The following is a 25,214-nucleotide window of genomic DNA, read 5'->3' on the forward strand; positions in this document are numbered from 1 at the left end:
AATTATATTTTATATATAAAATTTACTCATTTTAAAACTTTTTAAAGTCACTAATTCAACTATATAATATAGCTGATATTATTAATATAATTATATATTAATAAATTTATTTTTATATGTTTTAAAAGAAATACAATCAATTTAAATTGAATAAAACATTATTCATTATAAATTAAAAAATATTTTTATATATAAAAATTCATCTAAAAAATAAAAAATTTTACACAAAATATCGCATTAAAAATAAGGTAATTATAATGGCTTTATTCGCAATGTTATTCCCTGGACAAGGTGCACAATACGTAGGTATGCTATCTTCATTTTTTTTAAAAAAAAATAATATTTTTAAAAATACTTTTGAAGAAGCATCAGATTGCATTCATGATGATTTATTTAAATTAGTACAAGAAGGACCAGGAATAAAATTAAATAAAAGTCACTACACACAAGTGGCAATATTAACTGCATCAGTTTCAATCTATCGTTTTTGGAATGATAAAAGTGGAAGAATTCCATCTTTAATGTCTGGTCATAGCCTTGGAGAATATTCTGCTCTAGTATGTTCCAATTCAATAAAGTTTTCTGATGCATTAAAAATTGTTTTTTTTCGCGGAAAACTGATGGAAGAAACGACTATAAACAGACCCTCTTTAATGCAAGCGATTATTGGTTTAAATAAAAAATTAGTAAAAAATGCATGTTTAATAGCATCAAAAAAAAAAAATAGTATCCTTGGCAAGTATAAACTCTCATGATCAAATAGTAATTTCAGGAGATAAATCTGCTGTATATGAAGCAAGCGTAAATTGTAAAAAACTTGGCGCCAAATATGTATTGAATATAAATACTAATATACCTGCTCATTGTGCACTATTGAAACCAATATCTGAAAAACTAAAAAAAATATTTAAAATTATTACTATAAATTCACCAGTTGTTCCAATTCTTAATAATGTCGATGTAAAATCTGAAAATAATAGTGAAAATATTAAAAATGCATTAATAAGACAAGTCTATAGTACCGTAAGATGGAAAGAAATTATAGACTTAATAAAATCAAAAAAAATTTTTACTATGCTGGAAATAGGACCCAATACAATAATAACTAATTTAAATAAAAAAAATAAAAATATTATTGCATATAGTACAAATAACCTAAAAAATTTTTTAATATCCTTTAAAAAAATTAATCAAGGAAAAAATGAATAAAAAAACTGCATTAATAACAGGGGCAAATCGGGGAATAGGAAAAGCAATTGCAAAAAAACTTATAAGAAAAGGAATTCAGGTAATTGGTACAGCGACTACTCAAGATGGAGCTAATATCATTAGTAATTATTTAAAAGAAAATGGATTCGGTTGTGTTTTAAATTTAAATGACACTGATTCTATCACAGAAAAAATAAATGAAATTTATAAAAAAAAATATTCAATTGATATATTAATTAATAATGCTGGTATTAAAGAAGACAATTTATTAATTAATATGAAAGCTAAAGAATGGGATAAAGTTATAAATATTAATTTAACATCAATATTTCATCTTACAAAATCTGTTATCCGATCAATGATAAAAAAAAGAAAAGGAAGAATTATTACTATTGGATCTATAATTTCATGTATAGGAAATAAAGGACAAACTAATTATAGTGCTTCTAAATCAGGATTAATAGGGTTCCATAAATCATTAGCATTAGAAATAGCTTCTAAAGGAATTACTGTGAATATTGTTGCACCAGGTTTTATTAAAACAGATTTTACTGATCAATTAAATATTATTCAGTATCAAAAATATTTATCTGAAATTCCAATGAAAAGATTAGGATGTGCACAAGAAGTAGCGGATGCAGTTATTTTTTTAGCTTCAGAAAAAGCGTCATATATTACTGGACATACATTACATGTAAATGGAGGCATGTATATGATATAATATAGATATCTTTGTTTAATTTCACAAAATATATTTTATATCACTAATATAACCACTTATTTAAAAAATTTAAGGAAAAATGTACATGAAAAATATTGAACAGCGTATAAAGAAAATAATTAAAGAAAAACTAGATATTAAGGAAGAAAATATTTTAAATAATTCATCTTTCGTAGATGATCTCGGTGCAGATTCTCTTGATACAGTAGAACTCATTATGGCTTTAGAAGAAGAATTTAATATTGAAATATCAGATGAAGAAGCTGAAAAAATTAACACTATACAACAATCTATTGAATATATCGAGCATAGGTATGCAAAGGAGTAAATAAGTATATATTATACTAATAGATTGAGAATAAAATGAGTATTTATTTATAAATAACAATAAATATAAATGACAGACAACTAAAATTGTATAATAAATAGTTTAAAATCATGATAAAAAATAAATTTATTGTAATCGAAGGATTGGAAGGTGCAGGTAAAACTTATGCTTGTATATGTATTAAAAATATACTAAAAAAATATAATATTACAAATATACTATCAGTACGTCAACCGGGTAGTACGCCTATTGCAGAAGAAATAAGAAATTTAACAAAAAAAAAATTTAAAAATGACAATCTAATTAAAGAAACTGAATTACTATTAATGTATGCAGCCAGACTCCAATTAGTTGAAAAAAAAATAAAACCAGCATTAGAAAATGGGATGTGGGTGATTTCTGATCGTCATGATTTATCTTCTTTAGCTTATCAAGGGGGTGGATTGGGTATTAAAAAAAAAATAATAACTCAACTACATTCTTTATTTTTTGAAAACTTAATTCCAGATTTGACTGTTTATTTAGATGTATCTCCTAAAATTGGTCTATCAAGAGCATATAATAGAGATCCATTAGATCAAATAGAAAGTAGATCTTTAGAATTTTTCAGAAAAACTAGAAAAAGTTACTTAAAAAGTATACAACTAAACAAAAATACTATAAAAATAAATGCTAATTTAAACATTAAAATTGTAACGCATAATATTACAAAAAAAATTTTAAATTGGCTTAACAAGCAAATGGTATGAAATTATATCCTTGGTTAATAAATCCATATAATAATTTTATCAAACAATATCAAACAAAAAAAGCTCATCATGCTTATTTAATAAAAACTCAAAGAGGAATAGGAGCATCAATATTAATTTGGTTTATTAGTAAATGGTTATTGTGTCTTAAACCAGTTGGAATTAATTTTTGTAACGAATGTCATGGGTGTAAATTGATGTCTGTTCGAAACCATCCAGACTGGCATAATTTTATATCTGAAAAAAACAATATGTTTAACGTTGATAATGTAAGAATGATTAATGAGAAAATATTTAAATGTTCTCAACAAGGCGGAAATAAAATTATTTTTTTATCAGACATTGAAAAACTAACAGAATCAGCAGTTAACGCTTTTTTAAAAACATTAGAAGAGCCACCAAAAAACACTTGGTTTTTTCTTGTTAGTTATACAAACTTAAATTTATACACTACATTAAGTAGTCGTTGTCTCATATATAAATTATTTCCTCCTACAGAAAAAAATAGTTTGAATTGGTTAAAAAAAGAAACTATAAACAAAAATAGATCATATTTAACTGCACTACGAATCAATCAAGGTTCTCCTATATCTGCAAAAAAATTTATTAACGGTAATATCTGGATAGATAGAATAAATTTTTATAAGCGTTTATACAACTCTTTAAAAAACAAAAATCTATTAAATATGTTAAAAACATTAAATGAAAAAAACAGTATAGTGCAAATTGATTGGATATGTTTCTTACTTTGTGATTCTATTAAATTTAATTTTAATGAAAAAAAATATTTAACTAATTTTGATCAAATTGAATTAATTAAACTGCTTTCTTATAATGCAAATATGATTTTAGATCTTAGTCTTCGTACTTGGATGAGATGCAGATATAGACTATCAAAAATCTCTGGTATTAATTATGAATTATTATTATTAGAACAATTGCTTTTATGGGAAAAAATTTTGAATTTTAAAATCACAATTTAATTTTTATAAAATAGAGAAAAATTATGTTCTTAATTGATTCACACTGTCATATTGATCGATTAAATTATAGTTTATTACATAAAAATATAGAAAGTTTATTAAAAAAATCTTATAAAAACAATGTAAAAAATTTTTTAACAGTATCAACTTCTATTGATAATTTTTATACAATAAAAAAATTATTTAAAAAATATGATTCTATTTTCTATTCTTGTGGTGTCCACCCTTTAAATTGTATAAAAGAACTAAAAATTTTTAATAAAATAGAAGAATTATCTAATAAAATAGAAGAATTATCTAATATAACACGTGTAATAGCACTAGGTGAAACTGGATTAGATTATCATTATTCACATGAAACAAAAAATATTCAAAAAGATTTTTTTCGTGAACATATTAGAATTGCAAAGAAATTAAAAAAACCAATTATAGTACATTCTCGTAATTCTATTGTTGATACTATAAAAATATTAAAAGAAAAAAATTCAGAAAAATGTACTGGAGTACTACATTCTTTTAACGAAAATTATTATTCTGCATGTCAATTATTAGATATAGGTTTTTATATTTCTTTATCTGGAATATCAACTTTTAAAAATTCTATAGAATTATGCAATACAGTAAAAAAAATTCCATTGGAACGTTTGTTAATAGAAACCGATTCACCGTATTTATCACCAGTACCATATCGAGGAAAAGAAAATCAGCCCGCATATTTATTGTATATAGCAAAACAAATTGCTGTTCTAAAAAAAACAGACATAAAAGTTATAGCAAAAATTACAACAAATAATTTTCGCAAATTATTTAATTTAAAATAAATATAATTTCTATCTTATAAATGACTAGTTATAAAACAATGAACTTTATATTTTTAATAATTCTATTTTTATAAAAAATTTATTTAAATAAGAAATATGCGTTATGTATAATCTATTAATAATTTTATATATTTAGGAGTCTTTTTGATATGTTTAAAAATGTATTTGCAAACCTTCAGAAGGTTGGTAAATCACTTATGTTACCTGTTTCAGTATTACCTATTGCAGGAATACTTTTAGGAATAGGATCTGCACATTTTAGTTTATTGCCAGAAATAATTTCTCAAATAATGGCTCAAACAGGAGGTTCAGTTTTTAGTAATATGCCTTTGATTTTTGCTATTGGTGTAGCCCTTGGATTTACTAATAACGATGGTGTAGCAGCATTGGCGGCTGTTGTATCTTATGGAATATTAATTCAAACATTAACAGCAGTCGAACCTATAATCTTACATACTACTATTGATATTATAAATAATAAACATCTTGCTGATACTGGTATATTAGGAGGGATTATTGCAGGAGCAATTTCAGCGTACATGTTTAATAAATTTTATCGAATTCAATTACCTGAATATCTAGGTTTTTTTGCTGGAAAAAGATTTGTTCCGATCATTTCTGGATTATCTGCAATATTAATAGGTTTAATATTATCAATTATTTGGCCGCCAATTGGTCATGGTATTAAAATTTTTTCTGAATGGGCAGCTTATCAAAATCCTATTCTTGCCTTTGCTATATATGGATTAGTAGAAAGAGGATTAGTACCATTCGGATTACATCACATATGGAATGTTCCATTTCAAATGCAAATCGGAGAATATACTAATTCTATAGGACAAGTCTTTCACGGTGATATTGCTAGATATATGGCAGGTGATTCTACAGCAGGAAATTTATCAGGAGGATTTATTTTTAAAATGTACGGTCTTCCTGGTGCTTCATTAGCTATTTGGCATGCAGCTAAAAAAGAAAATAAAACTAAAATAGGCAGCATTATGATCTCGGCAGCATTGACTGCTTTTTTAACAGGCATTACTGAACCGATTGAGTTTTCATTTATTATAGTAGCTCCAATATTATATATTATTCATGCTATTTTAGCTGGATTATCTTTTCCATTATGTATTTTTTTAAATATGAGAGCAGGAACTAGTTTTTCACATGGATTTATAGACTTTTTAGTATTAAGTGGAAATAGTCATAACATATTTCTCTTTCCAATTATTGGAATACTTTATGGATTACTATACTACAGTATATTTTACTTTTTAATTGTTAATTTTAATTTAAATACACCGGGACGAGAAGAAAACAAAAATAATATCATGATAAAAAGTAATGCTGAAATAGCACCATATATTTTAAGAGCACTCGGTGGAAAAAATAATATTAAAAATTTAGATGCATGTATTACTAGGTTAAGAGTCACAGTTTTCGAAATATCAAAAGTAAATCAACAAGATTTAAACAACCTTGGCGCTGCAGGAATAATCATTTCAGGATCGGGAATACAAATTGTTTTTGGAACAAGATCGGAAAACATTAAAACAGCGATAGATGAGCACATACATTGTGCATAAGATAAATCTGTAAAATTATATATTATTAAAGATTGCTTTAGTAAAAAAAAATCAAATGTATAAAAAATCAATTTTAAAACATAAGGTATTTTAATTATGAAAGATGGTTCGGTTTTCAAAAAAATTATTAATAAAGAAATACCAGCAAGTATTGTATATCAAGACAAGCGAGTAACTGCATTTGAAGATATTAAACCTAAAGCACCAATACATATATTAATTGTACCTAATATTTTTATTGCATCATCAAATGATATTAATAAAAAAAACAAAAATATTTTAGCACATATGTTTTATATTGCCATTAATATTGCTAAAGAAAAAAAAATTAGCGAAGAAGGATACAAAATAATTATTAATTGCAATAAAAATGGAGGTCAGGAAATAAATTATCTTCATATGCACTTATTGGGAGGAAAAAAAATCAATTCACTCTTTTAAAATTAAAGGAGAAAATTTCAATTGATACTTACTTTCAATATTTATGAATACGATGTTTATGAGGAATTATTTTTTAAAATATAGAAAAAACTTATATAAACATAAAAAAATCATTTTCTTGAATGGAAATAATATTTATGTACATAGTAAAATTTCATTAGAATATACTAAATATACAATGTAAAATTTTAAATATAATAAGTAATTGTATTAATACTATAAAAATCAAATCTTTATGTTATTTAAAAAAATTAATTATTTTTTATTAACTAAATCCAGAATATAAATGCTAGTTTCTTAATAAGAAAAAAAATTTTTATTTTTACTAAGAGCAGCTCTTTCTACTGAAATTTATATAATAAAATAATTAATTATTTTTAAAATATAAAAAATAGACTTATCTATTTATAAATCAGTAGAAAGTTCTAACTCTTAATTATTACAAATTTTATACAAAATTTTAAATAATTAGAATTGATAAACTATTCCAGCACCAATAATATTATCTGTAGTCATGTGATTTGTTTTAATAAAATTCTCATTTTTTAATAAATTAATTTTATAATTCATATACGTAGAAATATTTTTAGTAAATTCATAACGTGTGGAAATATTAATTTCTTTCGCCAATTCTACATTATTATCAACAGATAAATCCTTTATATTTGCATTCTGTCCCTTAGAATCTAAGTAACTTAAAGAAGGATGAAAACCAGAGTGAAAATTATATTCTGCAATAGCTTCAATATTTTGTGTTTTATTAATATATGGCTGTTGACTAGACAAATTACTTTTATCAATAAAGCTAGGTGATGGTGTTAAATTATGTGCTTCACCGTAAAAGGCCGCGATATATATATCATTAGCATCATATTTAAAACCTAATCCATATGCTCCTACAGGAGATAATTTTTTATCTTTATTTTTATTAATTTGAGATCTTTCAGAAGTAAAACAAGAACCTACAGCAGTTAATCCTACATCACTTTCATATTTTAAAGAAGCACCCCAACTAGCACTATTTTGTTGGTTTTGAAATTTATTTTTAGATTCATTTTGATACTGTAATGCAAAACTAATTCCATCAATCAAACCAAAAAAATTATTATTTCTATAAGTCAGTAAACTATTACTTCTTCCGATCATATAATTATCATTGTGAGAAAATACACTATTTTTATTAATATATGGTGCATGATCCGTTAGTGACTGCACGTCATGAAAAATGCCGTAATTTCGACCATAATCTATCGAACCCCAATCACCATATTTAAAACCAGCATATCCCAAACGAATAATATTAGATGGTTGTTGATTTGATAACACTTCTGGTGTAGAAAAATCAGTTTTATATTCAACAGAAGCATAACTTAATAGTTCATCAGTAATATTAACTTCTCCTGATAAACCTAAAACTGCATTAGTATCATCACCATCAGATATAATTTTTGTTGATAAAAAACCATGAGAAAATTCATGATTAGGATTAATACTGCCATGTAACTCCAGTTTATTGCCATTTTTATTGAAAATATTTACAGCATCAACTCCGTTACTAGCAGCTAATAAAACTGGTATTATAACTGCTAAGGATTTACGATTTTTCATAATTTTTATGCTACCTTTTATAGTAAAATAATTTTAATTAAAATTTTGTATTATTAGAAGTACGTGGGAATGGTATTATATCTCGTACATTTGAAACTCCAGTAATACAAGAAATTAATCGTTCAAAACCCATTCCAAAACCTGAATGCGGAACTGTGCCATATCGACGAAGATCTCGATACCACCAATAATCCTCTTTCTTTAATCCTAATTCTAATAAACGTTCATCTAAAATTAAAATGCGTTCTTCACGTTGAGAGCCACCTATCAATTCTCCAACATTAGGGACTAATAAATCAATTGCAGCAACAGTTTTTTTATCGTCATTCAATCTCATATAAAATGCTTTCAGCTCTTTGGGATAGTTTTTTATTATTATTGGTACTTTGTTGAAATATTTTTCTACAAGAAATCGCTCATGTTCAGAAGATAAATCAGCACCTAAAAAAATAGTATTTTTAAATTCAATTTTAGAATCAATTAAAATATTTATAGCATCTATATAATCTATGCGTATAAAATCTACTGATAATAATGTTTGCAAACGATTTACTATATTAGTATCAATGTAATTTTTGAGGAAATTAATATCTGACATACAATCTTGTAAAATAGATTTAAATATATACTTTAACATATACTCAGCAAAATCTGATATATCATTTAAATTTGTAAAAGCCGATTCTATTTCCAACATCCAAAATTCTGCTAAATGACGACTAGTATTAGAGTTTTCAGCTCTAAACGTAGGACCAAAAGTATAAACTTTGGATAATGAACAAGCATATGCTTCTATATTTAGTTGTCCCGAAACAGTTAAAAAAGATTCTTTTCCAAAAAAATCTTTTTTAAAATCAACGGATCCATCTTTATTTTTAGGAATGTTATTCATGTCTAATGTCGAAACACGAAACATTTCTCCAGTACCTTCAGTATTTAATCCAGTAATAATCGGTGTAGGAACCCAAAAATAGTTTTTTTCATGCAGAAAATGATGCAATTTTTGTAATACGTAATGTCTGATTCTAGATATTACACCTATTAAATTTGTTCTAGATCTTAAGTGTGCTACTTCTCTTAAATATTCCATACTATGTTTTTTAGCAGATATAGGATAAGTTTCTGGATTTTCAATCCAGCCTACAACCTGAATTTCTTTTGCTTGAATTTCATATGTTTGTTTATCTCCAATTGAGAATATCAATATACCGGTAAGGATCACAGAACAACCAATAGTTAAATGCAATATTTCGTCATCATAATTAGATAAAGAATTCTTAGCAATAACTTGAATAGAATCAAAACATGAACCATCGTAAATACTAATAAAAGAAAAACCTAATTTTGAATTTCTACGACTTCGTACCCATCCACATATAGTAATAGAAGTATTTACTATAGTAGTATCTTTATATATATCTGATATTGATACGGTATTCATAAAATATTTTCCTTTATGCTTATTTTAAAATAGATTATTATAAATAAGATAATAAAATAGTAAAAATTTTCTCTATATTTTAAAAAAATTTAATTTATGAATCAATTTTAAAAAAAATAATATAAAAATATTTATAATATTTTATTAGCAATAAACCTTATAAACAATTATCATTTATATGTTCTTTATTGATACACGAAAAACTTTACATAAACTTTTTAAAAATTTTTTATCTAAACAAAACGTTTTTCCTGGACTATCAGATATTTTAGCAACGGGTTTTCCATTACATTTTACTAATTTAATTACAATGTTTAATGGCTTTACGTAAGGGATATCACAAGTTAATTTTGTTCCTATACCAAAAACTACATTGATTCTATTATGAAATTTTTTATAAAGAGATATAATTTTTTTAAAATTTAAATTATCTGAAAACAATAAAGTTTTAGTACCAGGATCTATCCCTAATTTTTCATAGTGTTTAAGAGCTTTTTCACCCCATTTTACTGGATCTCCCGAATCGTGCCTAATTCCTGTATAAGCAGAGGTCAAGTATAAATTAAAATCTCGCAAAAAAGAATCCATTGTAATCGAATCTGTAAGAGCAATACTTAAATGATTTTGATATTGATTTAACCATGTTTTTAATGCCATAGTCTGGCTTTTTTTTAAACTAGAACTAATTTGCTGATGTGCTTGAAACCATTCATGAGCTTGAGTTCCAAATGGTATCAATTTTAAAATACGTGCTATATGATAATTACTGGAACCTACTAAAAAAGGAAAAGTTTCTTTCAATCTTTTAACTATAGAATATTGTACATCATAAGAAAATCTTCTTCTTGTACCAAAGTCAACAATTTTTAAACGAGATAAATCTACATATTTTGCATGTTGAAAAAATTTTATTAATTTATTATCTAAATATCGTACAGCGGTCTTAGAAGTAATTTCCGGGGAAAAATTAGCATGAAAAACTTCACTAATTAGTGCTAAAATAGGAACTTCCCATAATATTACTTCTTTCCATAACCCACTTATACGGATATGCAATTGACCTTGATAATTATTTATTTTAACTTGTGAAATATTATAACGAAATTTTCTCAACCAATGTAAATATTCTTTCTTGAAGAAAGGAAAAGAGGTCATATAAATATATTCTTCATGACTTAAAGATAAAGATCTCATCATACTAATCTGTTCATATAAAACATTAGCATAACACCCTAAAAAATTATCTCCTCTACAAAGAAATTCAGCAACTACATCTACATTTTTATAATGATAAAAAACAGCTTGTTGCATATGAAGCTTGTATGCATCAGTATCAAGTAATGTTTTTATTATTGGATAATTATATCGTTTCATAGTATGTTTTATTTTCTTTGTACTCCTTATTTTTAATTTTTATATACTAAATTACATAATTTTGTATTTATATAAAAACTGTTAAAAATTTAGATATATTGTAAAAATATAACATAAATAAAAAAGTTATCAATTTTTGAAAAAAAAATAACATCTTTTAAAATAAATATGTATAAAATAAAATCTTATCATTTATTTTATTAAATTTTACTTTATATTAAAAAGGAATTATAATGTTTTATTATTTAATTCGTAAACTTTTATTTTTAATAGATCCTGAAAAAGCTCATTTTTTGACACTAAAATATCTTAAAATCGAAAAAATTCAATTATTCAATTTTTTTCGTACATTTAGAAAACCATTAAAAGAAATCAAGTGTATGGGTTTAATTTTTAAAAATAAACTAGGTGCTGCAGCAGGAATAGATAAGAATGGAGAATATATCGAAGCCTTGTCTGAAATGGGATTTGGTTTTATTGAAGTAGGTACAGTTACTCCTTTACCTCAAATTGGAAATCCCAAACCTAGAATATTTAGAATAGTTTCTATGGAAGGAATAATTAATAGAATGGGCTTTAATAACCTTGGAATAGACAATTTAATTAAAAACATAAAAAAATCTAATTTCAAAGGAATCATAGGTGTTAATATTGGAAAAAATAAAAATACTAGCATTGAAAATGCAATTAATGATTACTTGATATGCATAGAAAAAATTTATATTTACGCCAGCTATATTGCTATTAATATTTCATCACCTAATACCATAAGTTTAAGAAACTTACAATACGGAATACTCTTTCAAAATTTACTGAAAAAAATCAAAAAAAAACAACGAGAACTACAAAAAAAATATTTTAAATACGTTCCTATCGCTATCAAAATCTCACCAGATCTATCGAAAAAAGAATTAATTATTATTGCAAAACAATTAATTAAATATAAAATAGATGCAGTTATTGCAACAAATACAACATTAGATCACTCATCAGTATCTGGATTAAAAAATAGTCTAGAGCAAGGGGGATTAAGTGGTTTACCTTTACAAAAAAAAAGCACTGATATCATTTTAATATTATCAAAAATTTTAAAAAGAAAGATTCCTATTATTGGAGTAGGAGGAATTAATTCTATAGCTTCAGCAAAAGAAAAAATTTTATCAGGTGCTACTTTAATACAAATTTATTCTGGTTTAGTATATCATGGTCCAAAACTCGTTAGAAGAATTATTCATCATATTTAAAATAATTATCTTTATAAATTCTTATCTATTCATATTTATTATTAAATAGATATCAAATTCTTTATAAAATAAATAATTTTAAACTTAACAAAATAAGTATAAAAATGAACTATTTATTTGCAAGTACAAATTTTGGAACTGAAAAATTACTAGAAAAAGAACTTTTGTTTTTAGGAGCTAAAATTTTAAATATAAAAAATGGAGGAATTTATTTTCAAGGAAATGATATTTTATTATATAAAAGTTTGATGTGGAGTAGAATTGCCTCACGTATTTTTATATGTATAAAAAAATTTCATATAGACAATATTGACGATCTTTATCGTAATGTATATAGTATTAATTGGTCTGAAATTTTCGATGTAAATAATACTTTTTTAGTGAATTTTAAAGGAACAAATGATATTATTCGTAATAGTTTATTTGGAGCTTTAAAAATAAAAGATGCCATTGTAGATCAATTTAAAAAAAAATATTCTTTTCGTCCTAATATCAATCTTACTAAACCTGATATTCGAATAAGATCATTTTTATTTAATTATACAATACATATTATGCTAGATTTAAGCGGAGAATCTCTATACAAGAGAGAATATCGAAAATTTTGTCATATTACTCCTATTAAAGAAAATTTAGCCGCAGCTATTGTATTAAGTTCTCAATGGGATAAATCCATTCCAATGATAGATCCAATGTGCGGTTCAGGAACATTATTAATTGAAGCAGCTATGATAGCTTCTGATAGAGCACCTGGATTAACAAGATCACAATGGGGATTTAAATCATGGAAAAAATATAATAAAAAATTATGGGAGGAAACTCTTAAAGAAGCTAAAGCAAGATTTGAAATAGGAATAAAAAAATGTTTTAAAAGTTACTTTATAGGTTACGATTATAACCCTGAAATTATAAAAAAAGCTAGAATTAATGCATCAAATGCGGGCCTGTTAAATATAATTCAATTTTTTACACAAGATTTAAATGATCTAAAAAACACTTATAATAAAAAAGAAGTAGGAATATTATTAAGTAATCCACCATATGGAGAAAGACACCAAACTGAAAATCAATTAGTAGGTGTATATATACAATTAGGGGTAATATCAAAAAAATATTTTACTAATTGGAAATTATCAGTATTTAGTTCATCTACATTCTTATTAAATTTTTTACAAATGCATGCACATGAAGAATTTTTTTTTAAAAATGGAGCATTAAACTGTATTCAAAAAAATTATAGAATTTGTACACAAAGCTCTAATATTGAAAATAATGAATATAAAGATAGATTAAAAAAAAATGTTAAAAAATTAAAAAAATGGACTAATCTAGAACAAATAGAATGTTTTCGTGTATACAATGCTGATTTACCTAATTATAATATAATAGTAGATGTTTATAATAAATGGATAGTGATTCAGGAATACAAAGCCCCAAAATTAATAAATTATAAAAAAGCATTTAAAAGATTATGTCATGCTATTTATCATACTAAAGAAATATTAGCTATTTCTATCAACAATATAATATTAAAAATCAGACATAAAAATAAAAATAAAACACAGTATAATAAACTATTTAATAGTGATAGTTTTTTTATTATAAAAGAATATCATGCAAAATTTTTAGTCAATATAATAGATTATTTGGATACTGGACTATTTTCAGATAAGAGGATGATAAGAAAATTATTAGGAGAAATGTCTAAAGGAAAAGATTTTCTAAATTTATTTTCGTATACTGGAACTGCAAGCGTTTATGCTGGACTAGGAGGAGCAAATAGCACTACGAGTGTAGACATGTCTAATACTTATATAAAATGGTCTATGCAAAATATGTCTATTAATCATTTAACTAGTTCTAAACATAATTTCATTCAATCCGATTGTTTGAATTGGATAAAAGAAACCAAACAACAATTTGATCTAATATTTATCAATCCACCTACTTTTTCAAATTCTAAAAAAATGAGACAATCCTTTGATTTAAAGAGAGATTATCTCGATATAATGATTTATTTAAAAAAAATTTTACGTGATAATGGTAGTATTATTTTTTCAAGTTCTACACGAAATTTTAAAATTAATATTGATTACCTTCGCAAAATGCAATTAAACTCAAAAAATATTACGAAAAAAACACAATCAAAAGATTATTTAAAAGATTCAAATATTTACCATTCTTGGTTAATAACACACATTCAATAAAATTAAAGGATAGAATAGTTTATGTCTTTAATTAATATTCAAGATGCTTATTTATCATTTAGTAATTTAGAAATTTTAAAAAATAGTACACTGTATATAAATGAAAATGAAAGAGTATGTTTAATCGGTAAAAATGGTACTGGAAAATCTACTCTTTTAAAGATTATTAACAAAAAACAAGAATTAGATCAAGGTCATATTGTTTATAAAAAAAATATAAATATTAGTTATTTAAAACAAGAAAATCCTAATAATCTTAATATTTCTATATATGATTTTATTAGTTTAGGATTATGTAAACAAGAATATAGTAAAAAAAAAAATATAAATCAAATTACAAAAATAGAACAGATAATTGAAATAATTAAATTAGATAAAAATATTTTATTATCTAAACTATCAGGAGGTTTATTAAGAAAAGTAGCATTAGGTCGTGCATTAATCGGAGAACCTGACATATTATTACTAGATGAACCTACTAATCACTTAGATATGACAACCGTTAAATGGCTCGAAAATTTTTTAAAAAAATTTCCTGGAAGTATATTATTTGTATCACATGATAGAAGTTTTATTCAAAATATATGCACACGTATTATAGATCTTGATCGTGGAAAATTAGTTTCCTGGCCAGGAGATTATAAAAATTTTATAAAATTGAAAAATGAAAGTAATCGCATTGAAATTATACAAAAAAAACTATTTGATAAAAACTTGGAAAAAGAAGAACTCTGGATTAAAAAAGGTATTAAAGCGCGTTCTACTCGAAATGAAGGAAGAGTTAAAAATTTAAAAAAATTAAGACAACAACATAAAGATTACAAAAAAATAGAAAAGTTGACTAATATTAACATTAATCAATCTAAAAATCATCTAGGAAAAATAATTTTTAAATTAGAAAATGTAGATTTTCTAATACATAATAAAATTATTATTAAAAACTTTTCATCAATAATTCAACATGGCGATAAATTAGGAATTATTGGGAGTAATGGATGCGGGAAAAGCACTATGATAAAAATTCTTATAGGAGAAAAAAAACCTCAAAAAGGAAAAATTTATACAGGTACGGGATTGCAAATATCATATTTTGATCAAAACAGATCTGTGCTAGATCAAAATAAATCTATTATCGATAATATATCTTATGGAAAAGAGAAAATGATATTAAACGGAAAAGAACAACACATAATAGGATATCTAAAAAATTTTCTCTTTAAACCTAACGAACTAAAATCTTTAGTAAAAACACTATCCGGAGGAGAATGTAATAGATTGCTTTTAGCTAGATTATTTTTAAAACCAAGCAATGTTTTAATTCTTGATGAACCTACAAATGATCTAGACTTAGATACCTTGCAATTATTAGAAAAAATTATTATTGATTACCAAGGTACTGTTTTAATAGTTAGTCATGATGAAAATTTTATTAATAATACAGTAAATAAATGTTGGTATTTTGAAAAAAACGGATTGATTCAAACTCATATTGGTAATTATGAGTCTTTAAAAAAACAAAATAATAACTTTGTAACAAAAAAAATAAAAAAAAATCAATCCAACTTTCCTCTAATTAATAAAACTAAAAACAATTCAAAAAAAGAATTTAATCAAATTTTTTTCTCTATAGAAAAAATAGAATTTAATATTAATAAGTTGCAGGAAGAAATTAGCAAACCAAATTTTTTCAAAAAAAAATTAGAAGAAAAATTATCAATATTAAAAATATTAGCTCAACAAGAAAAAAAATTAGAAGAACAGTTGTTATATTGGGAATCTTTAGAAAGAGATGTCGTGAAGAAATAATTTTTAGAATATTTATCATAATATCAACTAAAAAATATTTTCTTCAGTATGTTTTTTCATGCAGATTAAAGAACAACAATTATTAAAAGTAATAGCACAATTTGCACACTGAATAAAAAGAAGATGACATAGATTATAACTACAATTAATATAAGTATCAGAAGGCTCATGACATTGTTTACAATTTGATATAACTTCATTTGATATTTTTTCACTCATACGATTATCAAATACAAAATTTCTTCCTTTAAAAAGGATCGGTAATCCATTTTTTTTTGCATCATGTACATAACCAATAATACCTCCTTCTAAATGATAAACATATTTAAAACCATTAAACCGCATCCAAGCAGTAGCTTTTTCACATCGAATACCACCTGTACAATACATAACGATTTTTTTATTTTTAGCATGTTGCATTAACTTTACCACAATTTGCAATTGTTCTCGAAACGTTTCACTTTTAATTTCTATCGCTTTTTCAAAATGACCAATTGCATATTCATAAGAATTTCTCATATCAACAAAAATTGTTTTTTTATCATTTAACATCAAATTAACTGTTTTTGATTTGATATAAATACCAACATTTTTAGGATTAAAGAAAGGTTCTATAATTCCATCTTGTACAATTTTTTTTCTAACCTTTACAGAAAGAACCCAAAAAGATCTTTGATTATTTAAAGATTGATTAAGACGTAAATTATTCAATTTTACATCAAATCCATATAAAAATTTTTTTAGATTAAAAAAATTTTTTCTTGGAACACTTATTTGCGCGTTGATACCTTCACTAGCTATATAAATTCTTCCTAGAACATTATATTTATAAAAAATTTCATAAATTTTATTTCGATATTCTTGGGGATTCATAATAGTAAAATATTTATAAAAAGATAATGTTAAACGAGGTTCTTTATCAGAAAACATACGTTTTTTAAGTTCTTTTTTAGAAATTAAATTATGTAGAAGTGCCATGTAAAATACCTGTAATAATTATATAGATGATATATAAAATGTTGATGATAATTATTTTTTATCAGTAAAATTGTTAAAAATTTTTATTTGTTCTAATAATTTTTTATATATTTTATTTAATTTGAAAAATTTATCTTTTTCTTTTTTGACTATGTTTTCTGGTGCATTTTCTAAAAAATTTTTATTTAAAATTTTTTTATGAATATTTAATATGTTTAATTTTATTTTTTTTTCTTCTTTTATCAATCTTTGCAATTCAACTTCTTTATTTACTATTTTTAGCATGGGAATGAGAACTTCAACCCCTTCAATAATTTCTTTGATATATAAATCTTTATCACATTTTTGAAAAAGTATTGTAATACTATCTAAAAAAGATATTTTTTTTAATAATGAAGTATTTTCTTTAATAATTAGTTCTTGTTCAGTAGTAATATTATATAAAAATAATGGTATTAATTTAGTAGCACTAATGTTCATATTAATTCTAATATTTCTTAAAAAGATAACTATGGATTTTATAAAATTTATATGAAGTAATGTTTTATTATCACATAATTGATTATTGTACTTCGGGAAATCTTTTAACATAATCGTCTTATCTTTAATATTTTTAATCAACTTAATGCGCTGCCAAATTATTTCAGTAATAAATGGAATGATAGGATGAGCTAATCTTAAAATTAATTCGAGCACATGTACTAAAATATTTTTAGTAGAATATATATCTTCAGAAGAACCTATTTTAATTACTATCTTTGCAAATTCTAAATACCAATCACAAAATACATTCCAAACAAAATCATATAAAATATTAGCAGCTATATCAAAACGATAAGTATCTAATGAGTGACAGTACAATTTTATTGTATTATTCAATTCTATTAAAATCCATTTATTGATTAATAACATTTTTTCTTTAACAGAAACTGTTAAAAATATATGATTTTTTGTGTTAATTAAAACAAATCGACTAGCATTCCAAAGTTTATTACAAAAATTACGATATCCTTTTAGTCTATTCATATCCCATTTAATATCTCGTGTACTAGATGCTAAAGCTGAAAAAGTAAAACGCAACGCATCTGTACCATTAGGTGGAATACCTTGAGGAAATTGTTTTATAGTACATTTAATAATTTTAGTAGATAAATTAGGTTGTAATAAATTACTTGTTCTTTTTTTAATTAATGCATTTAAAGAAATTCCATCTATCATGTCTAAAGGATCGATTACATTTCCTTTTGATTTTGACATTTTATTTCCATCTTCATCTCGAATTAAACCTGTTATGTAAACATTTTTAAAAGGAACTTCTGGTATACCTTTTTCATCTTTTATAAAATACATTGTTAACATAATCATTCTAGCGATCCAAAAAAAAATAATATCAAAACCGCTAACCAAAATATTAGTTGGATGAAAAAGTTTTAAAAATGTGGTTTTTTTAGGCCATCCTAACGTAGAAAAAGTCCATAATCCAGAAGAAAACCAGGTATCTAATACATCATTATCTTGCGTTAACAATATATTCTCAGATAAAGAATATTCTTTACGTATTTCTTTTTCATTTTGTCCAATATATATATTTTTTTGATCATCGTACCAAACTGGAATACGGTGACCCCACCATAATTGGCGAGAAATACACCAATCTTCAATATTTTTCATCCAAGATGAATACATAGTTTCATACTGTTTTGGTATAAACTTTATTTTTTTATCTTTTACAGCTTTTAAAGCTACTTTAGCCAATTTTGATGTTTTTAAATACCATTGATTTGTCAGCATGGGTTCGATAATCACGCCACTTCTATCACTAAAAGGAGTAACAATATTACATTCTTCAATATTTTCTAATAATCCTAACTGTTGAACTGCTTTAATAATTTTTATTCGTGCAGATAAGATATCTAAGTTTTGAAATTCATCTGGAATCGATCTACTATATTCATTAGATATATCACCTTTATAATTATAAACTTCAGCAACAGATTTGATTCGTCCATCAAAAGAAAAAATATTAATCATTGGTAATTTATGCCGGTACCCTACTTTATAATCATTAAAGTCATGCGCTGGTGTAATTTTTACACAACCTGTTCCTTTTTCTATATCAGCATATTCATCACTAATGATAGGAATAACTCTATTAATTAATGGACATCTAACAAATTGACCAATAAGTTTATTATATTTATCATTTTTGGGATGTATAGCAATAGCTGTATCTGCTAATAAAGTTTCGGGTCTAGTAGTAGAAACTACTAAATATTTTATTTTACTATCATCTGAGATAGCGGTATTACTTTGAATAATTTGATAGCGAATAAGCCATTTTTTCCCTTTTATTAGACGATGATCTACTTCTAAATCTGAAATTACAGTTTCTAATTTTGAATCCCAATGTACTAATCTTTTCTTCTGGTAAATTAAATTATTTTTGTATAGTAATATAAAAGCTTTTCTGACAGCAATAGAAATATCAGGATCTAAAGTAAATTTCTCATGATTCCAATCGACAGAAATTCCTAAACGTCTCATTTGATTTGTAACAATATTATTAGATTGCCTCTTCCACTTCCAAACTTTTTTTATAAAATCTTCTCGAGAATAATCTTTTTTAGATTTATTTTCTTCTAAAAAGATTTTTTGTTCTATTAATATTTGTGTTGCTATTCCAGCATGATCTGTTCCCACTTGCCAAAAAGTATTCTTTCCTTTCATTCTTTGATAACGAATTAATATATCCATAATAGTTTGTTGAAAAGCGTGCCCCATATGCAAGCTACCTGTAATATTAGGAGGAGGCATCATGATACAAAAAGTTCTTTTTTTTGAATGATCAGGTTTAAAAAATCCGTTTTTTTCCCAGAAATTATATAAAGATTCTTCAATATTTTTAGGATTATAAATTTTTTCCATTATATTTAACTTTTTATTAATAAAAGGCAATATTGCCGTGTTAAAAAGACAGTATTTTAATTAAAAACATCATTATACTTTATTATTTAATTTACTTAAGAATATATATAGTTTGATTGATTTAATAAAAATTGACATAAAAGTTCAACAGGACGACCTGTAGCTCCTTCGTTTTTATTAGATTTCCATGCAGTTCCAGCAATATCTAAATGTGCCCAATTATATTTTTTCGTAAAATTCTCAAGAAAGCAAGCTGCAGTTATGGCACCAGCTTTTCCTTTTCCTACATTAGTAAAATCTGCAATAGTAGAACGTAATTCTTTTTGGTATTCTGGAAATAATGGCAATCGCCATATTTTATCATCTGTTTCCTGTGAAGCTTTGTTTAACTCGAAAGCAAGATCTTCATTGTTAGTAAAAAGACCACTTACAGATTCTCCTAACGCCGTAACACATGCTCCAGTCAAAGTGGCAATATCAATGACTATATTTGGAGAAAAACGTTCTAAATATGTTAACACATCAGATAAAACTAAACGTCCTTCAGCATCAGTATTTAATACTTCTACTGTTTGACCTGACATAGTAGTTAAAACATCTCCTGGTCTGAAAGAATTTCCTCCTGGCATGTTTTCACAACCAGCTAAAATTCCTATTATTGTTAAAGGCAACTGTAATTCGGAAGCCATAATTAGAGTACCGTATACTGCTGCAGCACCACACATATCATATTTCATTTCATGCATGTTTAATGCTGGTTTTATCGATATTCCTCCGGAATCAAAAGTCAAACCTTTTCCTACTAAAGCAATCACTTTATTGTTGGCAACATTATTACTGGAATATTTTATTATAGACATAAATGGTTTATTTTTCGCACCATCTCCAACAGCTACATAAGCATTCATTTTTAAACTTTTCATTTGTTTAATATCAACAACTTCTACAAGAACATTATTTTTATATCTTTGAGCTAGTTTTTGAGCTTGGCAAGATAAATAGAATGGATTACAAATATTAGGCGGTAAATTACTTATATTTTTTGCAGAGGTAATTCCTTTATCAATTGCTAATGCGTGTTTTAAGGCTATTTTTCCTACAAATAAATCATTTTTTTTAAAAAAATTTAAAGTAATTAAGTCTAAATTTATACTCTTTTTAGTAGTACTATTGATTTTTAAAAATTTATACGAAAATTCTTTTAAAGATAATACTATTGATCTAATTATCCAATATATATTATTATTGTAAATCTTAATATTCAGTTCAGTAAAAGAATAAATAATATTTTTTATAGAAGTTTTTTTTAATACATTGGTGGTGCTTTTCAATATTTTTTTAAAACAAGATCTACTTATGTCATCTTTTTTTCCACAACCAACTAATAATATTCTTGGAGAAAAAACTTTTGGAATGTTATACAACATAAGTGTATCTCCTATTTTTCCTGTTATATCACCTAATTTAATTAGATTTGTTATATAACCATCACTACACTTATCTAAGTAATCTGCAGAAATAGAAAGTTTGCATAATTCAAAAATACCTACTATTATACAATCAGTTTTTTCTTGATCTAAATTACAGTGTTTTATAAAAAAATTCATGTTTTTTTCTCTATGCTAAATAATTTTTATTTTTTAATTAGTAATAAATATGATGGTTTTTAATTTAATAAAAATATTATATACTATAAAAATACTTTTTCTTCAATTTCAATTTTATTAACAATAAATGTTTTTTAATACTGAGACTTTAATATGAATAATCTTTATCAACGTGATTGCTTAAGACTATTAGATTTTTCTTCTTTAGATTTAAAAAATATTATTACACTAGCCCAAAAACTAAAAAAAGATAAAAAAAACAATCAAGAAATTCCATTACTTACAAGAAAAAAAATTGCTTTAATTTTCGAAAAAGAATCTACTCGTACAAGATGTTCTTTTGAAGTAGCTGCTTTTGATCAAGGAGCCCAAGTTACATATCTCGGACCAGGTAGTACACATCTTGGAACAAAAGAATCTATTGAAGATACTGCTAAAATACTTGGACGTTTATATGATGGTATTCAATACAGAGGGCATGATCACACAACAATAGAAATTTTAGCAAAATATTCAAAAGCACCTGTATGGAACGGTTTAACTGAAAAATTTCATCCCACCCAATTGCTTGCTGATCTATTAACTATCAAAGAAAGCTTTCCAAAAAAAAAATTTCATCATATAAAATGTGCTTTTGTTGGAGATGCTCATAATAATATGGGAAATAGTTTATTAGAAGCAGCATCACTAGTTGGATTAGATTTGCGTTTAGTTGCTCCCAAGGAATGCTGGCCAGAAAAAAATCTATTTATATTATGCCAAAAGGAGGCAAGAAAGAAAAAAGGAAATATAATATGTACTGAAAAAATTGAAGAGGGTGTAAAAAACGTAGATTTTATTTATACTGATGTGTGGGTATCGATGGGAGAACGTCAAGAAATATGGGATAAAAGAATTAAATTATTACGCTCTTATCAAGTTAATCATTCTATGTTAGATATGACTAATAATGCACAGGTAAAAGTATTACATTGTCTTCCTGCATTACATGATCAAAACACTAATATGGGAAAATCTATATTACAAAAGTATAATTTTAAAAATGGTATGGAAATCACAAACGATGTTTTTCAAAAACATCAAGAAATTATTTTTGAACAAGCAGAAAATAGATTACATACTATAAAATCTATTCTTGTATCTAGTCTCTTAAAAGAAATTAATTTATAATAAATATATTTAATAAAATTAAAAAACTAATATAGTTACAAGGAATTATTTCAATGTTACATGTGCAATATTTTTTGTAATTTTTTCATATATTGTAAATCATCTCATGCCATCTTTTCTTTAAAAATCAAGGAAAATAAAATTTGAGAAATTCTCTATATAAAAAAAGTATAATTTCAATTAATGATCTCAAGCGTAATGAATTAGAATTAGTTTTGAATAAATCAGCTGTTCTTAAAAAAAAATCTCAACCTAATTTATTAACAAATAAAATCATTGCTAGTTGTTTTTTTGAAGCATCTACTCGTACTCGTTTGTCATTTGAGACAGCAATTTATCGATTAGGAGCGTCAATAGTAGGTTTTTCAGACGGAAACAATATTTCTTTAAAAAAAAAAGGGGAAACACTATCTGATACTATTGCAGTAATTAGCTCTTATGTAGACGCAATTATTATTCGACATCCTCAAGAAGGATCTGCACGTTTAGCTGTAGAATTTTCTAATAACGTACCAGTATTTAATGCGGGTGATGGAGCAAATCAACACCCCACGCAAACACTTTTAGATTTATTTACCATCCAAGAAACTCAAAATAGACTTACTAATTTAAATATTGCTATGGTCGGAGACCTAAAATATGGTAGAACAGTACATTCACTAACTCAAGCACTAGCTAAATTCAAAAATAATAAATTTTTTTTTATTTCACCTGATACATTAATAATGCCAAATTATATTAATGACATGCTTGACAAAAAGAATATTTATTGGAAAAGATACAAAAACATCGAAGAAGTTATTTCTGAAATAGATATTTTATACATGACGCGTATTCAAAAAGAAAGATTAGATTCTACTGAATATACAAACGAAAAATCAAAATTTGTATTGCATACAACTACTTTAAAAAACGCACGTAATAATTTAAAAATATTACATCCTCTTCCTCGTATAGACGAAATAGATCGTGACGTAGATTATACGCCATATGCTTGGTATTTTAAACAAGCAGCAAACGGAATTTATGCACGTCAAGCAATTTTATCTTTAGTATTAATAAAACAACACTTATAATATGCAAATAAATAAACTGCAAGTAGAAGCTATTAAATCTGGTACTGTAATTGATCACATTCCCGCAAATATTGGTTTTAAGTTACTATCTTTGTTTAGATTTACTGAAACAGAAAAACGCATTACTATAGGTTTAAATTTACCGTCTAAAAAATTAGAAAAAAAAGATATCATTAAAATTGAAAATACTTTTTTAAGTGATGATCAAATTAATCAATTAGCAATTTATGCTCCACATGCCACTGTTAATTATATTAATGAATACAATTTAGTAGGAAAAGTATTTCCAACATTACCTAAAAAAATTAATAGAATTTTAATCTGTCCAAATAGTAATTGTGTTAGTAATCATAATTTTATAACATCTAGTTTTATTTTTAAAAAAGACAAGTTTCATAATATAAATTTAAAATGTCAATATTGTGAAAAAGAGTTTTCTAAAAACATAGTTTTATCTTATCAATGATCTTATTAATATGTAAATTTTTCTAGTTACTACAAATAAAACGGCATTCTATGAATAATATAATTAAAACTAAAAAAGCTCCAAAACCTATTGGGCCTTATTCTCAAGCTATTAAAATAGATAATTTTATTATATTATCAGGTCAAATACCCGTTGATGTTATTTCTAATCATATACCTGAAAATATCGCTGAACAGACATATCTTGTACTGATGAATATAAAATCTATTTTAAGCCATGCAGGATTTCAAATAAAAGATATTATAAAAACAACAGTTTTTACTACTAATTTAAAAAAAATTGATATTATTAATGAAATTTATATGAAATTTTTTATAGAAAACAAATCAGAATTTCCAGCTCGATCATGTGTTGAAGTTAAAGCACTACCTAAAAATGTAAAGATAGAAATTGAAGCAATGGCTTTAAAACAAAATATTAATCATAATTAAATTATATTTTCAGAAATAATAGGAA

At 24.7% G+C, this 25,214-nt stretch carries 22 protein-coding genes; 16 read left to right on the top strand and 6 right to left on the bottom strand.

What is annotated here, in order from left to right; all coding sequences use genetic code 11:
• Positions 1–257: 257 nt before the first annotated feature.
• The 9 genes from D9V68_RS01785 to D9V68_RS01825 all read left to right on the top strand — a co-directional run bounded on the left by D9V68_RS01785 (position 258) and on the right by D9V68_RS01825 (position 6,835).
• Positions 258–755: an ACP S-malonyltransferase gene (locus tag D9V68_RS01785; protein WP_158357761.1), complete on the top strand. Its 498-nt coding sequence runs from the start codon at positions 258–260 to the stop codon at positions 753–755.
• Positions 733–1,209 (top strand): ACP S-malonyltransferase, encoded by a 477-nt coding sequence (locus D9V68_RS01790; protein ID WP_261979575.1) that lies wholly within the window; start codon positions 733–735, stop codon positions 1,207–1,209. The genes D9V68_RS01785 and D9V68_RS01790 overlap by 23 nt, the downstream gene beginning before the upstream one ends.
• Positions 1,202–1,930, top strand: a complete 729-nt coding sequence (gene fabG, locus D9V68_RS01795; RefSeq protein ID WP_158357763.1) for a 3-oxoacyl-[acyl-carrier-protein] reductase — start codon at positions 1,202–1,204, stop codon at positions 1,928–1,930. The genes D9V68_RS01790 and fabG overlap by 8 nt, the downstream gene beginning before the upstream one ends.
• A gap of 85 nt (positions 1,931–2,015) precedes the next feature.
• Positions 2,016–2,258: an acyl carrier protein gene (acpP, locus tag D9V68_RS01800; RefSeq protein WP_158357765.1), complete on the top strand. Its 243-nt coding sequence runs from the start codon at positions 2,016–2,018 to the stop codon at positions 2,256–2,258.
• Positions 2,259–2,368: 110 nt separating this feature from the next.
• Entirely contained in the window at positions 2,369–3,007 is a 639-nt protein-coding gene (gene tmk / locus D9V68_RS01805) for a dTMP kinase (protein WP_158357767.1), read from the top strand.
• Positions 3,004–3,990 (top strand): DNA polymerase III subunit delta' C-terminal domain-containing protein, encoded by a 987-nt coding sequence (locus D9V68_RS01810; protein WP_158357769.1) that lies wholly within the window; start codon positions 3,004–3,006, stop codon positions 3,988–3,990. The genes tmk and D9V68_RS01810 overlap by 4 nt, the downstream gene beginning before the upstream one ends.
• Positions 3,991–4,013: 23 nt before the next feature.
• Positions 4,014–4,811, top strand: coding sequence for a TatD family hydrolase (locus tag D9V68_RS01815; protein WP_158357771.1), 798 nt, complete (start codon positions 4,014–4,016; stop codon positions 4,809–4,811).
• A gap of 149 nt (positions 4,812–4,960) precedes the next feature.
• On the top strand, positions 4,961–6,394 hold the full coding sequence (gene ptsG, locus D9V68_RS01820; RefSeq protein ID WP_158357773.1) for a PTS glucose transporter subunit IIBC: 1,434 nt from the start codon (positions 4,961–4,963) through the stop codon (positions 6,392–6,394).
• 96 nt (positions 6,395–6,490) lie between these two features.
• On the top strand, positions 6,491–6,835 hold the full coding sequence (locus D9V68_RS01825; RefSeq protein ID WP_158357775.1) for a histidine triad nucleotide-binding protein: 345 nt from the start codon (positions 6,491–6,493) through the stop codon (positions 6,833–6,835).
• A gap of 468 nt (positions 6,836–7,303) precedes the next feature.
• Here D9V68_RS01825 and D9V68_RS01830 read toward each other — a convergent pair whose 3' ends face one another.
• From D9V68_RS01830 to pncB, 3 genes are all read right to left on the bottom strand, one after another.
• Positions 7,304–8,443 (bottom strand): porin, encoded by a 1,140-nt coding sequence (locus tag D9V68_RS01830; protein ID WP_158357777.1) that lies wholly within the window; start codon positions 8,441–8,443, stop codon positions 7,304–7,306.
• Positions 8,444–8,480: 37 nt separating this feature from the next.
• Positions 8,481–9,884, bottom strand: coding sequence for an asparagine--tRNA ligase (asnS, locus tag D9V68_RS01835; RefSeq protein ID WP_158357779.1), 1,404 nt, complete (start codon positions 9,882–9,884; stop codon positions 8,481–8,483).
• Between the two features lie 174 nt (positions 9,885–10,058).
• Positions 10,059–11,258 carry a nicotinate phosphoribosyltransferase gene (gene pncB / locus D9V68_RS01840; RefSeq protein ID WP_158357781.1) on the bottom strand — a complete coding sequence of 400 codons (1,200 nt, stop codon included), beginning with the start codon at positions 11,256–11,258 and terminating at the stop codon, positions 10,059–10,061.
• A 233-nt stretch (positions 11,259–11,491) separates the two neighbouring features.
• On the opposite strand from pncB, the gene pyrD reads away from it, so the two are divergent.
• The 3 genes from pyrD (at position 11,492) to D9V68_RS01855 (ending at position 16,515) form a co-directional block, all read left to right on the top strand.
• The gene (gene pyrD, locus D9V68_RS01845) at positions 11,492–12,502 is read left to right on the top strand and encodes a quinone-dependent dihydroorotate dehydrogenase (protein ID WP_158357783.1); all 1,011 of its coding nucleotides are present in this window, start codon (positions 11,492–11,494) and stop codon (positions 12,500–12,502) included.
• A 104-nt stretch (positions 12,503–12,606) separates the two neighbouring features.
• The gene (rlmKL, locus tag D9V68_RS01850; RefSeq protein ID WP_158357785.1) at positions 12,607–14,709 is read left to right on the top strand and encodes a bifunctional 23S rRNA (guanine(2069)-N(7))-methyltransferase RlmK/23S rRNA (guanine(2445)-N(2))-methyltransferase RlmL; all 2,103 of its coding nucleotides are present in this window, start codon (positions 12,607–12,609) and stop codon (positions 14,707–14,709) included.
• Positions 14,710–14,730: 21 nt separating this feature from the next.
• A complete protein-coding gene (locus tag D9V68_RS01855; RefSeq protein WP_158357787.1) occupies positions 14,731–16,515 on the top strand; it encodes an ATP-binding cassette domain-containing protein in 1,785 nt (594 codons plus the stop codon).
• A 27-nt stretch (positions 16,516–16,542) separates the two neighbouring features.
• On the opposite strand, the gene D9V68_RS01860 is transcribed toward D9V68_RS01855, so the two are convergent.
• The 3 genes from D9V68_RS01860 to D9V68_RS01870 form a co-directional block, all read right to left on the bottom strand.
• On the bottom strand, positions 16,543–17,493 hold the full coding sequence (locus D9V68_RS01860; protein WP_158357789.1) for a rhodanese-related sulfurtransferase: 951 nt from the start codon (positions 17,491–17,493) through the stop codon (positions 16,543–16,545).
• A 51-nt stretch (positions 17,494–17,544) separates the two neighbouring features.
• The gene (locus tag D9V68_RS01865; protein WP_158357791.1) at positions 17,545–20,418 is read right to left on the bottom strand and encodes a valine--tRNA ligase; all 2,874 of its coding nucleotides are present in this window, start codon (positions 20,416–20,418) and stop codon (positions 17,545–17,547) included.
• A 95-nt stretch (positions 20,419–20,513) separates the two neighbouring features.
• Positions 20,514–22,025: a leucyl aminopeptidase gene (locus D9V68_RS01870; protein ID WP_158357793.1), complete on the bottom strand. Its 1,512-nt coding sequence runs from the start codon at positions 22,023–22,025 to the stop codon at positions 20,514–20,516.
• A gap of 153 nt (positions 22,026–22,178) precedes the next feature.
• Here D9V68_RS01870 and argF point away from each other — a divergent pair, with 153 nt between their 5' ends.
• The 4 genes from argF to D9V68_RS01890 all read left to right on the top strand — a co-directional run bounded on the left by argF (position 22,179) and on the right by D9V68_RS01890 (position 25,189).
• Positions 22,179–23,195: an ornithine carbamoyltransferase gene (gene argF / locus D9V68_RS01875; protein ID WP_158357795.1), complete on the top strand. Its 1,017-nt coding sequence runs from the start codon at positions 22,179–22,181 to the stop codon at positions 23,193–23,195.
• A gap of 143 nt (positions 23,196–23,338) precedes the next feature.
• Positions 23,339–24,271 carry an aspartate carbamoyltransferase gene (pyrB, locus tag D9V68_RS01880; protein WP_158357797.1) on the top strand — a complete coding sequence of 311 codons (933 nt, stop codon included), beginning with the start codon at positions 23,339–23,341 and terminating at the stop codon, positions 24,269–24,271.
• Position 24,272: 1 nt separating this feature from the next.
• Entirely contained in the window at positions 24,273–24,737 is a 465-nt protein-coding gene (pyrI, locus tag D9V68_RS01885; RefSeq protein WP_158357799.1) for an aspartate carbamoyltransferase regulatory subunit, read from the top strand.
• Between the two features lie 50 nt (positions 24,738–24,787).
• Positions 24,788–25,189, top strand: coding sequence for a Rid family detoxifying hydrolase (locus tag D9V68_RS01890; RefSeq protein WP_158357801.1), 402 nt, complete (start codon positions 24,788–24,790; stop codon positions 25,187–25,189).
• Positions 25,190–25,214: the final 25 nt, after the last annotated feature.

Origin of the sequence: Buchnera aphidicola (Hyperomyzus lactucae) (assembly GCF_005081705.1) — a bacterium.
Classification (GTDB): domain Bacteria; phylum Pseudomonadota; class Gammaproteobacteria; order Enterobacterales; family Enterobacteriaceae; genus Buchnera; species Buchnera aphidicola_Y.